Source organism: Acidovorax sp. LjRoot117 (assembly GCF_964252695.1).
Classification (GTDB): domain Bacteria; phylum Pseudomonadota; class Gammaproteobacteria; order Burkholderiales; family Burkholderiaceae_C; genus Acidovorax.
In genome coordinates, this window is sequence record NZ_CAXUPO020000009.1 from 72,653 (window position 1) to 86,789 (window position 14,137).

12 protein-coding genes are annotated in these 14,137 nt (G+C 69.9%); 7 read left to right on the forward strand and 5 right to left on the reverse strand.

Going from position 1 to position 14,137, the window contains the following annotated elements; all coding sequences use genetic code 11:
* Positions 1-15 precede the first annotated feature (15 nt).
* The 3 genes from ACSQ3D_RS20455 to ACSQ3D_RS20465 are packed head-to-tail and all read right to left on the reverse strand — an operon-like array spanning position 16 to position 2,419.
* Positions 16-1,026 carry a GlxA family transcriptional regulator gene (locus ACSQ3D_RS20455; RefSeq protein WP_436128123.1) on the reverse strand — a complete coding sequence of 337 codons (1,011 nt, stop codon included), beginning with the start codon at positions 1,024-1,026 and terminating at the stop codon, positions 16-18.
* Positions 1,008-1,637, reverse strand: coding sequence for a DJ-1/PfpI family protein (locus tag ACSQ3D_RS20460; RefSeq protein WP_056167932.1), 630 nt, complete (start codon positions 1,635-1,637; stop codon positions 1,008-1,010). The genes ACSQ3D_RS20455 and ACSQ3D_RS20460 overlap by 19 nt, the downstream gene beginning before the upstream one ends.
* Positions 1,634-2,419, reverse strand: coding sequence for a carbon-nitrogen hydrolase family protein (locus ACSQ3D_RS20465; protein ID WP_436128124.1), 786 nt, complete (start codon positions 2,417-2,419; stop codon positions 1,634-1,636). The genes ACSQ3D_RS20460 and ACSQ3D_RS20465 overlap by 4 nt, the downstream gene beginning before the upstream one ends.
* A 461-nt stretch (positions 2,420-2,880) precedes the next feature.
* Between ACSQ3D_RS20465 and ACSQ3D_RS20470 the strand changes: the two genes are divergently transcribed.
* On the forward strand, positions 2,881-4,053 hold the full coding sequence (locus tag ACSQ3D_RS20470; RefSeq protein ID WP_436128125.1) for an extracellular catalytic domain type 1 short-chain-length polyhydroxyalkanoate depolymerase: 1,173 nt from the start codon (positions 2,881-2,883) through the stop codon (positions 4,051-4,053).
* Between the two features lie 151 nt (positions 4,054-4,204).
* Here the strand turns inward: ACSQ3D_RS20470 and ACSQ3D_RS20475 are convergent, their stop codons facing one another.
* Together ACSQ3D_RS20475 and purM are read right to left on the reverse strand one after the other, a co-directional pair.
* Positions 4,205-5,293, reverse strand: coding sequence for an AI-2E family transporter (locus tag ACSQ3D_RS20475; RefSeq protein WP_056413103.1), 1,089 nt, complete (start codon positions 5,291-5,293; stop codon positions 4,205-4,207).
* A 143-nt stretch (positions 5,294-5,436) separates the two neighbouring features.
* Entirely contained in the window at positions 5,437-6,501 is a 1,065-nt protein-coding gene (gene purM / locus ACSQ3D_RS20480; protein WP_010459230.1) for a phosphoribosylformylglycinamidine cyclo-ligase, read from the reverse strand.
* A 453-nt stretch (positions 6,502-6,954) separates the two neighbouring features.
* Here purM and xylF point away from each other — a divergent pair, with 453 nt between their 5' ends.
* The 6 genes from xylF to xylA all read left to right on the forward strand — a co-directional run bounded on the left by xylF (position 6,955) and on the right by xylA (position 14,135).
* On the forward strand, positions 6,955-7,983 hold the full coding sequence (gene xylF, locus ACSQ3D_RS20485) for a D-xylose ABC transporter substrate-binding protein (RefSeq protein ID WP_056165270.1): 1,029 nt from the start codon (positions 6,955-6,957) through the stop codon (positions 7,981-7,983).
* A gap of 200 nt (positions 7,984-8,183) precedes the next feature.
* Complete coding sequence (locus tag ACSQ3D_RS20490; protein WP_436128201.1) at positions 8,184-9,317, forward strand: sugar ABC transporter permease; 1,134 nt, start codon at positions 8,184-8,186, stop codon at positions 9,315-9,317.
* Entirely contained in the window at positions 9,314-10,108 is a 795-nt protein-coding gene (locus ACSQ3D_RS20495; RefSeq protein ID WP_396503630.1) for an ATP-binding cassette domain-containing protein, read from the forward strand. The genes ACSQ3D_RS20490 and ACSQ3D_RS20495 overlap by 4 nt, the downstream gene beginning before the upstream one ends.
* On the forward strand, positions 10,105-11,292 hold the full coding sequence (locus ACSQ3D_RS20500; protein ID WP_436128126.1) for an ROK family protein: 1,188 nt from the start codon (positions 10,105-10,107) through the stop codon (positions 11,290-11,292). The genes ACSQ3D_RS20495 and ACSQ3D_RS20500 overlap by 4 nt, the downstream gene beginning before the upstream one ends.
* A gap of 15 nt (positions 11,293-11,307) precedes the next feature.
* Complete coding sequence (gene xylB / locus ACSQ3D_RS20505) at positions 11,308-12,756, forward strand: xylulokinase (RefSeq protein ID WP_436128127.1); 1,449 nt, start codon at positions 11,308-11,310, stop codon at positions 12,754-12,756.
* A 62-nt stretch (positions 12,757-12,818) separates the two neighbouring features.
* The gene (gene xylA, locus ACSQ3D_RS20510) at positions 12,819-14,135 is read left to right on the forward strand and encodes a xylose isomerase (RefSeq protein WP_436128128.1); all 1,317 of its coding nucleotides are present in this window, start codon (positions 12,819-12,821) and stop codon (positions 14,133-14,135) included.
* Positions 14,136-14,137 lie beyond the last annotated feature (2 nt).

Here is a 14,137-nt window from a genome sequence, read left to right on the forward strand (position 1 = left end):
CGGGCACCTGGTGGATCAGTGGGGTTGACCCCGCCCCGCGCCCTGGGAGGGCGTGCCGCCCCGGCCGAACTGGTGCCAGGCGCGGCGCAACTGCGTGTCGGAGCTGAAGCCCGCCATCTGCGCCGCCTGCGTCACGTTGCGCCCGGACTGCAGCGCCGCCTCGGCCGTGGCCAGGCGGATGCGGCGCAGGTAGGCCAGCGGGGCAATGCCCGCATGCTCCAGAAACAGCCGCGTGAGGTGCCGCGGCGAGGTATGCGCCACCTCGGCCATGGCGGGCACGCTCCACTGGGCCTGGGGCTGCTGGCCCACGGCGTCCTGCACGCGGTGCAGGGCGGCGTGCAGGTGGTTGCGGTGGTGCAGAAACGGCGAGAACTGCGGGTCATCCGGCCCGCGGCGCAGCACGATCACCATGGCCTGCGCCACCTGCACCGCCACCGTGGGGCCGCACAGGTCCGAAATGCGGTGCAGCAGCAGGTCGATGCCGGTGGTGACGCCCGCGCTGGTGTACACCGGCCCGTCGGTCACGAACACGCGGTTGGCGACCACGTCGCAGCGCGGGTCCACCTCGGCCAGCTCGTCCAGGTGCAGGTGGTGCGTGGTGGCGTGCCGCCCGGTCAGCAGCCCCGCGTGCGCCGCCAGCACGGCACCCGCGCACACGGTCACCAGCTCCAGCAGCCCGGCCGCCAGGCGCAGGCCGCGCAGCCAGTGCAGCAGCGCCTGCGCTTCTTGGCCGCTCACATCGATGCGCTGGCCCACCAGGCCGACCAGCACCACCCACGCCGGGCTGGGCAGCGTGTCGGGCAGCGGTGCCAGCCCGCTGATCGCGACCCCCACCGACGAGAGTGACTCGGGCGTGGGGCTCACGAAGTGCTGCACGAATCGCTCGGGCAAGCCGCGCGCGCGCAAGGTCTGGTTGGCGATGCGCAGTGCCTCGGCCGGGCCCGCCCAGTCCAGCACCAGGCTGCCGGGCAGCAGGGCGAAGTAGACGTGGATGGGGGTGGGTGGGGTCAGGGCTGCGGGTTCCATGGCGTGTCCAATTGGCGGGCAGTGCGCTTTGACAGCGCCTCGCTCACCAGGCGCGTCACCAGGTGCAGGCTCATGTCGATGCCCGCGCTGATGCCGGCCGATGTGACCAGGGCGCCCCGGTCCACCCAGCGCACATTCTCCCGCACGTCGAGCGCTGGAAACTGCGCGCGCAGGTCGGCAATGTCTTCCCAGTGCGTGGTCACAGGTCCGTCGGTGACCACGCCGGCCGCCGCCAGGATGAACGCGCCGGTGCACACCGACGCCGTGATCTGCGCGCCGCGCGCCGCCTGCGCCACCCAGGCACGGGTCTGGGCGCAGGCTGCGGCGGCATCCACCACGCCGCCGGGCACGATGAGCACGTCGGGCGCCGTGGCGGTGGTGAAGTCGGCGTCCGGCAGCACGCGCAGGCCGGCACGCGCCTGCACGGGCGCCAGGCTTCGGGCTACGCACTGCACGGCAAACGGCGCGGGTGCGCCGGGCTGCAGGCGCTGCTGCATGCGGGTGGCGGTGGTGAACACTTCGTAGGGGCCACCCAGGTCCAGCGCTTCCACCTCGTCGAAGACGAGGATGGCGATGTTCAGGGGGTGCGGAGCTGCAGTGATTGAGGTCATGGCCGTGGTGAAGTCGAAGAAAAGACGTAGCGCGGGTAGGTGGCCTGCGCGGCGGCCGGGGCCTGCAGGTCCAAGTCCACCGTGCAAAACGGCTGTGCGGGCGAGGTGCGCGCCAGCAGCACGCCGTCGGGGCTGATGACCCAGCCCGCGCCGCCGTAGGTGCCGGCGGCGGTGTCCACGCGGTTGGACGACAGGCTGTACGCCCCGGTGCGTGCGGCGGCCACGGTGCCCACGGCCAGCCACTTGGCGGTGGTGGCGGCAGCCGTCGCGCGCGGCGACAGGATGGCCTGCACGCCGCCCAGCGCGGCATAGTCGCCGTAGGTGTCCAGGGCCCAGAGTTCGGAGCAGATGTTGAGCCCGAACGCGAGGGCCCCGGCGTCGAAGCGGGGAAAGGCCGCATCGCCGCGCTCGAACCAGTGCGCCTCCCAGCCGCCGGGCTCGTCAGGCAGGTGGAACTTGCGCCGCAGCGGCGTGTAGCCGCCCAGGCGCGACCAGGCAAAGCCTTCGTTGAGGCGCCGCCCGCCCACCGTGACCGGGCGTGCGCCCACCACCCAGTCGGCGCCCAGCTCGTGCAGGCGCGCCTGCCAGGCATCGCTCAGCGCCACGGCGGCATCCCAGCGGGCGGGGTCCGGGGGCAGGGTCTCCCACACGGGCTCGACGAACGCAAACTCGGGCAGCAGCACCAGCGTCGACCGCTCGGCGCGGGTGTGCGCGCACAGCGCCGCCCAGGCGCGGTCGAGCAGCGCGGGGAGGTGGGGGAGTTCACAGACGGTGGCGCGCATGGTGGTGGGTCCTGGTGTGTGGGTTTTTGGGTGATCCATCGGGCATCCGTCCAGCGTCATCACGGTGCCATCACTATGGGACATCGCAGTGAGACGGGGCGGATGCCATGGTTCAAGGCATGGCGCCTATGGTGCCTGGCCTGCAGGAGCACGTCCGAACCCCGCGGGACACATTTCGATCAAATTGAGACATCCTGCAGGCCCGATGGGCAGACCGGGCGCACGCCACCGTCCACAGCGCAGTTGAAGGACTTGGAATATGGCAAAAAATGGCCTCTACCGCTTGCCTGGAGTACGCTAGAAGCTATCAAATTGATAGTAGATGCGCGCAGGGCCCGAGATGCTGTTAAGGTGGCTAGGGTTTTCCCTTATCTGTCGATCACGCTTTTCTCCAGCGCCCTCGTCACCGAGGCCTCCCCGACACCGCCACTGCCACTGCCTCTACCGCTTCATCCACACCCATGGCCCGACGTTCACGCATGTTCTCCCTGTCGGCGCTGACGCGGGCGTACCAGCGCAACCTCAAGGCCCTGGTGCGCGCCACGCGGCCCGCGGCCACGCCCAAGAAGACAAAATCGCTGAAGGCGGTGTCGCCCTTGCGGGCAGGGGCTTTGGCCCCCGCGCGGGCGCCTGCGGCCCCACGCAGTGCCAGCCGCGTGCGCAAGCCGCGGGTGGCGGCGGTGCGGGGCGAGTGGCTGGCCGGCGTGGCCCCGGGGCCGGCCGGGGCGCGGCGCTACCACCTGTTCGTGCCGCCGGGGTTGGTGGCACGGCCTGGCGAGACCTTTCCGCTCCTGGTGATGCTGCACGGCTGCGGCCAGACGGGGCGCGATCTGGCCGTGTCGTCGCGCATGAACCGGCTGGCCGCGCGCGAGCGCTTCCTGGTGCTGTACCCCGAACAGGAGCGCGTGGCCAACGCACACGGCTGCTGGAACTGGTTCGAACGCCGCAGCGGCAAGGCCGAGGCCGAAGCGGCCACGCTGCTGGCTGCCGTCGACAAGGTGGCCCGCCGCCAGCCGGTGGACCTGTCGCGCGTGGGGGTGGCGGGCTTGTCGGCGGGGGCCAGCATGGCGGTGCTCATGGCGGCCACCTACCCCCACCGGTTCTGCGCAGTGGCCATGCACTCGGGGGTGGCCCCGGGCACGGCAGAGTCCGCTGCCACCGCCATGGCCGCGATGGGCGGACGGCGCGAGGCGCAGTTGCCCGAGCCCGTGCTGGGGGCTGCGGCCGATCTGCCTGCGCAGCCCCGCGGTGCCACGGCCACGGCCGCCGCCGCAGTGGCCGCAGGCGCGCCGGGGGCCGCCGTCGCGCTGCCCCCCCTGCTGGTACTGCACGGCAACGCCGACAGCGTGGTGTCGGTGCGCAATGCCACCGCCACGGCGGCGCTGTGGGCCGACAAGCTGGGTGCCCGCGCCGGGGCGGTGCGCATCCTGCAGCGCGGGCAACGCCACGCCACGCAGGTGACGGAGTTCAAGGCCCGCGGCCGCACCGTGGTGGCACTGCGCGAGGTGGTGGGCCTGGCGCACGCATGGAGCGGCGGCGCGGCCGACCAGCCCTACAGCGACCCGGCCGGGCCCGATGCGTCCGCGCTCATCTGGGCTTTTGTGGCCAAACAGTTCGATCGCAGGAAAGCTTGATCAAAAACAGCGGCTGGCGCTTGATAGAAAAGCGCTGGAAGCTATGCTTTTGGTAGCGTCTGGCGCGGGTGTCCTGCGCGGTGTCGGGCGCAACGCAGGTCAGCCCGTTCGATCCATCCAGGCAGAGGGCCGGCCGTGGTGCGCAGGCCGGCTACACCAGCCGCGCCGCCACCAGTTCCTTTTTCAGGTACGCATAGAACAGTGGTGCCGCCACCAGCCCCGCGGGGCCGAAGACCGCCTCGGCGACGAACATCACCGACAGCAGCTCCCACACGCCCATCTGGGTGCGGCGGCCCACCACCTTGGCGTTGATCACGTATTCGGCCTTGTGGATCAGGATGAGAAAGCCCAGGCAGGCCGCCGCCGCCAGGGGCGACACCGACAGGCCCACGATGGTGATCACCACGTTGCACACCAGGTTGCCCACGATGGGCACCAGCCCGGCGATGAAGGTGAAGGTGATCAACACCGGCGTGTAGGGCAGCTCCAGGCCCCACACCGGCAGCACGAACAACAGGAACAGGCCCGTCAGCAGGGTGTTGAACGCCGCGATCCAGAACTGCGCGGCGACGATCTGCCGGAACGCCTCGCCGAACAGCGTGATGCGCAGCCGCAGTTGCTGCGCCAGCGGCCCCCGCGCCAGCACCGCGGGGCGCACGGCGGCCAGGGCGCCGATCAGCAGGCCCACATAGGCAAACAGCACGCCGGCCAGCCAGGCACGGCCGGCCATGGCCAGTGCGCCTGCCTTGGCGCCCAGGTAGCTGGCGATGATGCGCTGGATGTCGGCCACGCCTTCGGGCAGGTGCGCGGCCATGTCCTCCGGCAGCTTGAGCCGCAGCTCCAGCACCGTGCGCGCCATGTAGTTGAGCAGCTCCTGGTACTGCTGCGGTGCGGTGACCAGATAGCCGCGCGAATGCGTGAGCCCCGCCGCCAGCAGCGCCAGTGGCAGCAGCATCACCAGTGCGGCGGCCGCAATCTGCGCAACGCGCAACGCCGAGACCGAAGGATGGGCCTGGCGCCGCACCCGGCTCAGACCCTGCGCGAACCAGCGGGTGAGTGCCCGCGTCAGCAGAAAACCCAGGCACACGCACAACAAGCCCGGCAGCAGCCCCCGCCACATCACCAGCAGCAGCGTGGCCGCCATGAGCACATAGCTGGCGATCACGATGCCTTGCGTCGCGGCGAGCGGGGGCAGGGTGGTGGGATGTTGGTTAGCCACGGTGCTCGGTATCGACCGCATGGTCAGCAACTGGCGCAGCCCCGGCCAGCGGACGCCTCGCTCGGGCCACTCCGCCGTGCTGCTGCCGTCCCCCCGCCCGCAGGGTTCTATCCTGCGAGAGTGGGGAGAAGCCGCGAAGCGGCTCGGCGGGGCATTGCATCACTTCAGGCCACGACCACGGCAGCACCTTCGCCACGTGCGGCGATGGTGCCGATGGCGTACACCTGCTCGCCCGCGGCGCGCAGCGTGGCAGCCGTGGCTTCTGCGGCGGCAGCATCCACCACCACCACCATGCCGATGCCGTTGTTGAAGGTGCGGTTCATTTCGATGTCGTCGATACCGGCCGTCTTCTGCAGCCAGGCGAACAGCTCGGTCTGGGGCCAGCTGCCCTTGGTCAGGTGGGCGGCGGTGCCGTCGGGCAGCACGCGGGGAATGTTCTCCAGCAGGCCGCCGCCGGTGATGTGGGCCAGGGCCTTGATGCCGCCGGCATCCTGCGTGTGCGGGTGGGCAGCCAGCGCGGCCAGCACGTTCTTCACGTACAGGCGGGTGGGCTCCATGATGGCCTGCTTGAAGGGCTTGCCGTCCAGCGTGGCCGGGGCTGTGGCGCCCGCGCGCTCGATGCACTTGCGCACCAGGCTGAAGCCGTTGGAATGCACGCCGTGGCTGGCCAGGCCCAGCACCACATCGCCGGGCTTCACGTCCTGGCCGGTCAGGATCTTGGCCTTTTCGACCGCACCGACGGCAAAGCCGGCCAGGTCGTATTCACCTGCGGGGTACATGCCGGGCATTTCAGCGGTTTCGCCGCCGATCAGCGCGCAGCCGGAGAGTTCGCAGCCTTTGGCAATGCCGCCGATCACGGCCGCGGCGGTGTCCACATCGAGCTTGCCGCAGGCGAAGTAATCCAGGAAGAACAGGGGCTCGGCGCCCTGCACCAGCACGTCGTTCACGCTCATGGCCACCAGGTCGATGCCCACGGTGTCGTGCATGTTCCATTCGAACGCGAGCTTGAGCTTGGTGCCCACGCCATCGGTGCCGGACACCAGCACAGGCTCCTTGTAGCGCTTGGGCACTTCGAACAAGGCGCCAAAGCCGCCGATGCCCGCCAGCACGCCTTCGCGCATGGTCTTCTTGGCCAGCGGCTTGATGCGCTCGATGAGCGCGTCGCCCGCGTCGATGTCAACGCCGGCGTCTTTGTACGAGATGGGGGTGGAGGAGGCAGAGGAGCTCATGGAAGGGGCTTTGGTGCTGGTAGACCCGCCGGGCGGGCTGGAATCCGAGGATTTTAAGCGGCACGCCCGGGACGGACTTTCTCAGCCCTGACTGGGCGGGGGATTTGAAGCTGGCACCCGGGCGGTGCCATCACACGCGCACGCCGGCCACCGCGCGCCGCGACGGCCGCCCGCGGGGGATGCCGCGGCATCCCCCACAGCTCGGTTCCACGGCTGTGCAACTAATAAGTTCACTCATCAAACTATGTCGGGTTTGCCCGGATGTGTGCGCCGGTTCGGCCCTTCCATAATTAGTTCGTCGTCCGCACTATGTCGTCGGAAGGCGGTGGTCCGGAAGGGGAACTGCCCGCCACGGACTGCAGCCTGCAGGGTTCAGCGAGAGGGGTTGCGGCGCGACAGTCAACGTCGTTCACACCAACCAAGGCCCGCACGAGGCCATCAATGGAGACAAGAATGAAATTGAAGACAACCTTGACCGCCCTGGCAGCCCTGGTGCTGGGCCTGTCCGGCGCCAGCGCCTTCGCCCAGGTGGTGGGCGTGAGCTGGTCCAACTTCCAGGAAGAGCGCTGGAAGACGGACGAGAAAGCCATCAAGGACCAGTTGGCCAAGCTCGGGGCCAGCTACATCAGCGCCGACGCGGGCGGCTCGCCCGAGAAGCAGCTGTCCGACGTCGACTCGCTGATCGCCAAGGGTGCCAAGGTGCTGATCGTGCTGGCGATGGACAAGGACGCGATCCTGCCCGCGGTCAACAAGGCCGCGCAGCAGAAGATCCCGGTCGTGGCGTACGACCGCCTGATCGAAGCGCCCGGCGTGTTCTACATCACCTTCGACAATGTCGAGGTCGGCCGCATGCAGGCCCGCGCGGTGTTCGAGGCCAAGCCCAAGGGCAACTACGTGATGATCAAGGGCTCGCCCACCGACCCCAATGCCAACTTCCTGCGCGGCGGGCAGCAAGAGGTGATCGAGGCGGCCATCACGAAGGGCGACATCAAGATCGTCGGCGAGGAATACACCGAAGGCTGGAAGCCCGAGGTCGCGCAAAAGAACATGGAGCAGATCATCACCAAGAGCGGCGGCAAGATCGACGCCGTGGTGGCCTCCAACGACGGCACGGCCGGCGGTGTGGTGGCGGCGCTCACGGCCAAGGGCATCAAGGGCATTCCGGTGTCCGGCCAGGACGGCGACCATGCGGCGCTCAACCGCGTGGCCCAGGGCTCGCAGACCGTGTCGGTCTGGAAGGACGCCCGCGACCTGGGCCGCGACGCGGCGGCCGCCGCCGTCGCGCTGGCCAAGGGGCAGAAGGTGGCCGGCGCCCAGACCTGGAACGGAGGCGAGAAGAAAGTGCCGCTGCAGGCGCAGTTCCTGAAACCCGTGCCCATCACCGCCAAGAACCTCGACCTCGTCGTGAAGGCCGGCTGGATCCAGAAGGACGCGCTGTGCAAGGGTGTGGATGCGGCCAAGGCGCCCGCCGCCTGCAAGTGACGTGACCCCGGCGCGGCGCTGCATGCCGCCCGGTGGCTGAACAACACGTTTTGAAGCTCCCGGACCGGGAGCGGGACCCTGCCGCGCGCGGCGGGCCGGCCTGCGCCCGGTCCCTTCACGAACAATTTTGGCGGAGTGCGCTTGTGAGTCCTGTTCCCCATGCCCTCAGGCAGTTGGCCATCGACTGGCGGCTGGTGCTGATGGGTGCCGTCCTGGTGGTCACCGCCATCGTGTTCAACATCCTCTCGGGCGGCCTGTTCCTGTCGCCCGAGAACCTCTACAACATCGCCCAGCAAACGGCCGTGGTCGGCATCGTGGCCACGGTGGTGGTGCTGGTGATCGTGGCGCGCCACATCGATCTTTCGGTGGGCTCGGTGATGGGTTTCGTCGGCGTGCTGATCGCCACGCTGATGTACACCGCTGGTTGGCACTGGGTGGCGGCGTCGCTCGCCGGGCTGGCGGTGGCGATCGGTGTGTCGCTCTACCAGGGCGCGCTCACGGCGATGCTGGGGGTGCCGTCGTTCGTGGTCACGCTGGGCGGGCTGATGTCGTTTCGCGGCGCGGCCTTCATGGTGGCCGACGGCAAGACCCAGCCGGTCAGTGACAGTTTCTTTCAGCGCCTGGGTGGCGGCTTCGATGGCGCCATCGGCGTGCAGGCCAGCTGGGTGCTGGCCGTGGTGCTGGTGGTGGCGCTGGGCCTGAAGACCTGGCTGCGGCGCCGGGCCAAGGCCTCGTACGGCGTGCCCAACCCCGCACTGTGGCTCGATGCGCTGGTGGCGGCCGTGCCGGCGGTGATCGCCGTGGGCTTTGTCGCCACCATGAACGCGTACCAGATCCCCACCAAGGATGCGCCGCAGGGCGTGCCCATCCCCGTGCTCATCTGGGGCGGCGTGGCGGTGGTGCTGTCGTTCATCGTGCGGCGCACGCGCTTTGGGCGCTACGTGTTCGCCATCGGCGGCAACCCGGAGGCCGCGGCCCTGGTCGGCATTCCGGTGCGGCGCGTCACGCTGATGCTGTTTGCGCTGATGGGTGTGCTCATCACGATTGCGGCCATGGTCTCGATCGCGCGGCTCAACGCCGGCACCAATTCGCTGGGCACGGGCATGGAGCTGTTCGTGATCGCGGCGGCCGTCATCGGCGGCACGGCGCTGGCGGGCGGCAGCGGCTCCATCCTGGGCTCGGTGCTGGGGGCGCTCATCATGCAGAGCATCGACAGCGGGCTCTTGCTGCTCGACATCTCCATCGGCCTGCGCTACGTGATCATCGGGCAGGTGCTGATCGCGGCCGTGGTGTTCGACGTGGTGTACCGCCGCCTGACCGGAGACACCGCATGAACGCGCCCCTCGTGGAAATGCGCGGCATCCGCAAGTCGTTCGGTGGCGTGCGGGCGGTGGACGACGTCAGCCTCAACCTGTACCCGGGCGAGGTGGTGGCCCTGCTGGGGCACAACGGCGCGGGCAAGTCCACGCTGATGAAGATGCTGGCCGGTGCCTACCCCATCGACAGCGGCGAGGTGCTGGTGCAGGGGCAGGGCGCCCACATCCGCACGCCGGCCGATGCGCAGCGGCTGGGCATCGAATCCATCTACCAGACGCTGGCGCTCGCCGACAACCTGGACGCGGTGGCCAACCTGTTTCTCGGCCGCGAGCTGCTCACCCGCTGGAACACGCTGGACGATCACCGCATGGACGCCGAAGCCCGCAAGGTCTTCGAGCGCCTGAACAAGAACTTCCGCAACGTGCGCACGCCGGTGCGGCGCCTGTCGGGCGGGCAGCGCCAGGTGGTGGCCATCTCGCGCGCCATCTACTTCAACGCCCGCATCCTGATCATGGACGAGCCCACCGCGGCGCTGGGCCCCGAGGAGACCGCCATGGTGGGCCGCCTGGTGCGCCAGCTCAAGGCCGAAGGCGTGGGCATCTTCCTCATCACCCACGACATGCCCGATGTGTTCGGGCTCAGCGACCGCCTGGCGGTGATGAAGAACGGGCGCATGGTGGGCGCCTACCGCACGGCCGATGTCACCGAGGACGAAGTTCTGGGCATGATCATCGCAGGCAAACAACCCGAAGGAAAAGCGCAGACCCACCGCCTTGGCGAGCCTGCGCCGACCCCCACACCCGCATGAAGACCACCGGCGACCAGCAACTTGTCAAACGCATCAACCGCAGCGTGCTGCTGCGACTGCTGCGCCAGCGCGGCAGCCTCTCGCGCGCCCAATTGGCCGGCGAGAGCGGCCTGACCAAATCCACCGTGAGCCTGCTGGTGCGGGAGCTGATCGACGAAGGCTGGCTCGCCGAGACCGGGCTGGCCGCCGCGCAGGGCATGGGCCGCCCGTCCACACCGCTGCGCCTGGACGGCAGCCGCCGTGCCATGGTGGGCGTGGAGATCGGCGTCGAGTCGCTGCGGGTGGTGGGCGTGTCGGTCACCGGCGAGGTGCTGTGCGCGGCCGAGGCCCCCCTGGCCGACCGCGACCCTGCCGCCGTGTGCCGCCAGGTGGCGGCGCTGGTGGTGCGCACGCAGGCCGAGCTGACCGCCAGGCCGGTCACCGTGTCGGGCGTGGGCATCGGCGTGCCCGGCGCGTTCGACGAGGCCACCGGCACCATCCGCTTTGCGCCCAACCTGGGCTGGCGCGACGTGGCCTTTTTGCCGCTGATCACACGTGCGCTGGCCGACGCGGGCAGCCCGCCGGTGGCGGTGCATGTGCAGAACGAGGCGGACACCGCCGCGCTCAGCGAGTACGAGTTTGCAGATGGTGAGGCGACGGACTCGCTGATCTTCGTGACCTGCGGCGTGGGCGTGGGGGCGGGCATCGTGCTCAACGACCGGCTGTTCACCGGGCTGCAGGGCATGGCCGGAGAAATCGGCCACAGCATTTTGCAGATCGACGGGCCGCCGTGCTCCTGCGGGCGCAGGGGGTGTGCCGAGACCTTCTTCGGGGCCCGGGCGCTCGAGCGCCAGAGCGACCCCGCGCGCGGCGGCGTGTTCCTGGGCGTGGTGCTGCAAAACCTCTGGACCACCTTCAACCCCGGCGCGCTGGTGGTGGGAGGGCCCTCGTGCGAGCGGCACCCCGGCATCGTGCAGCAGGCCCGCGACACGCTCGATGCCTACGCGGCCAGCGCGGGCGTGGCGGCGCCCGCCGTGCGCGCAGCCCGCTACGGCCTGCTGGCCTCGGCCGTGGGCGCGGCTGCGCTGGTGCTGCACCACGAGCTGCGGCCCATGCACGCACCGGCAGTGGCCGCGGCGGGGGCCGACGAGCAGACCCTGGGCCCACCACCGGCAGGCGCCACACCGCCCGCCCTTCTTCACTGAACGCAGCCATCCACCATGTACATCGGCATCGACATCGGCACCTCGGAAGTGAAGGCTTTGTTGCTCGGCCCGGACCAGCAGGTGCTGGGTGCCGCCGGTGCGCCCCTGTCGGTGTCGCGCCCCCACCCCGGCCACAGCGAGCAGGACCCGGCCGACTGGTGGGCGGCCACGCAGGACGCCCTGGCCAGCCTGCGGGCCGTGCACCCCGAGGAATACGCAGCCACCGAGGCCATCGGCCTGTCGGGCCAGATGCATGGCGCGGTGCTGCTCGATGCACACGACCGCGTGCTGCGCCCCGCCATCCTCTGGAACGACACGCGCAGTGCCGAGGAGTGCGCAGAGATGATGCGCGAGCTGCCGGCGCTGAGCGGTCTGGCCGGCAGCCTGGCCATGCCCGGCTTTACGGCCCCCAAACTGCGCTGGGTGGCACGCCACGAGCCCGCGGTGTTCCGGCAGATCGCCAAGGTGCTGCTGCCCAAGGACCATGTGCGCCTGATGCTGACCGGCGAGCACGTGAGCGATCTGTCGGACGCGAGCGGCACCCTGTGGCTCGATGTGCAGCGCCGCGACTGGTCGGATGAACTGCTGGCGCTGACCGGCCTGGCGCGCCGGCACATGCCGCGCCTGGTGGAGGGCAGCGCAGCGAGCGGGCGCCTGCGGACCGATGTGGCGCAGTCGCTGGGCCTGCGGCCCGGCACCGTGGTGGCCGGTGGCGCGGGCGACAACGCCGCCAGCGCCGTGGGCATGGGCGCGGTGCAGCCCGGCCAAGGGTTCCTGTCGCTGGGCACCAGCGGCGTGCTGTTTGTGGTCACACCGCAGTACCAGCCGAATGCGGCCAGCGCCACGCATGCGTTCTGCCACGCGGTGCCGGGCCGCTGGCACCAGATGAGCGTGATGCTGGCCGCCGCCAGCGCGTTGCAGTGGGCGGCCCACCTGCTGGGCGCTGCAGACGCGGGCGAGGTGGCCGCACGCGCCGCGGCGCTGAGCGCCCCGGACCGCGAGGCGGCGCCGGTGTTTCTGCCCTACCTCAGCGGCGAGCGCACGCCCCACAACGATGCGCGGGTGCGCGGCAGCTTCCACGGGCTGGACATGGACACCGACGCCGCACGCCTGGGCTATGCGGTGATGGAGGGCGTGAGCTTTGGTTTGCGGGACGGCCTGGCGGCCTTGCATGCCGCGGGCAGCGAGGTGTCGCGCCTGTCGCTGGTGGGCGGTGGCGCCCGCAGCGCCTTCTGGGCGCAGATGCTGGCCAGCGCGCTGAACGTGGAGATCGTGACCCACGGCGGATCGGCCGTGGGCGGCGCTCTGGGGGCCGCGCGCCTGGGCGCACTGAGCGTCGGCATTCCCCTGGAGTGGGCGTGCCTGCCGCCGCCCATCGACACCGTCTACCTGCCTGACCCTGCCGAGCGCGCCTTGCTGGCGCCGCGCCATGCCTTGTTTCGCAGCCTGTACCGCAGGCCCTGATGTCCCCGAGCCCCGTCCTGAGCCCTGTCCCGAGCCATGTTCCGTCCTTAGCCGAGAAAACTATGAGCACCTACTTCTCCGACATCTCCCCCATCGCCTACGAAGGCCCCGATTCCACCAACCCGCTGGCCTTCAAGTGGTACGACAAAGACCGCCTGGTACTGGGCAAGCGCATGCAAGACCACCTGCGTTTTGCCGTGTGCTACTGGCACAGCTTCTGCTGGAACGGCTTCGACCCCTTCGGCTACGACGGCACCTTCGAGCGCCCGTGGCAGCAGGTGGCCGACCCCATGGCCGCGGCGCGGCTGAAGGCCGATGCGGCGTTCGACTTCTTCGCCCGGCTGGGCACGCCGTACTACTGCTTTCACGACCGCGACGTGGCGCCCGAGGGCAGCACCCCCCGCGAGAGCGTGAGGTACCTGCACGAGATGGTGGACGTGCTGCAGGCCAAGCAGGCCCAGACGGGCGTGAAGCTGCTGTGGGGCACGGCCAATCTCTTCAGCCACCGGCGCTTCATGTCGGGCGCCTCCACCAACCCGGACCCCGACATCTTTGCGCTGGCCGCTTTGCAGGTGAGGGAGGCGATGGACGCGACGCTCAAGCTTGGCGGAGAGAACTACGTGCTGTGGGGCGGCCGCGAGGGGTATGAAACCCTGCTCAACACCCGCGTGGGCCACGAGTTGGACCAGATGGGGCGCTTCTTGAACATGGTGGTGGAGTACAAGCACAAGATCGGCTTCACCGGCACCATCCTGATCGAGCCCAAGCCGCGCGAGCCCTCCAAGCACCAGTACGACTTCGACACCGCCACGGTCTACGGGTTTCTGGCCCGCTACGGCCTGGACAAGGAGATCAAGGTCAACATCGAGGCCAACCACGCCACGCTGTCGGGGCACAGCTTCGAGCACGAGATCGCCACGGCCATCGACCTGGGCATCTTCGGCTCCATCGACATGAACCGCGGCGACATGCAGTGCGGCTGGGACACCGACCAGTTCCCCAACAACATCCCCGAAACCGCGCTGGCCCTGTACCTGATCCTGCAGGCCGGCGGCTTCACCACCGGGGGCCTCAACTTCGACGCCAAGGTGCGGCGCCAGTCGCTGGATGCCGAGGACATGTTCCACGGCCACATCGGCGGCATGGACGTCGCGGCCCGGGCGCTGCTGATCGCCGAGAAGATGGTCACCGACGGCCGCCTGGCCCGCCACGTCGACGCCCGCTATGCTGGCTGGAACGCGGCCTTCGGCCAGGATTTGCTGGCCGGCCGACTGGGACTGGCCGAGGTGGCCGACCGCGCCCTGGAGCGCAACCAGGACACGCGGCCGGTGTCGGGCCGGCAGGAGCTGCTGGAGAACCTGCTCAACAGCTATCTTTGACA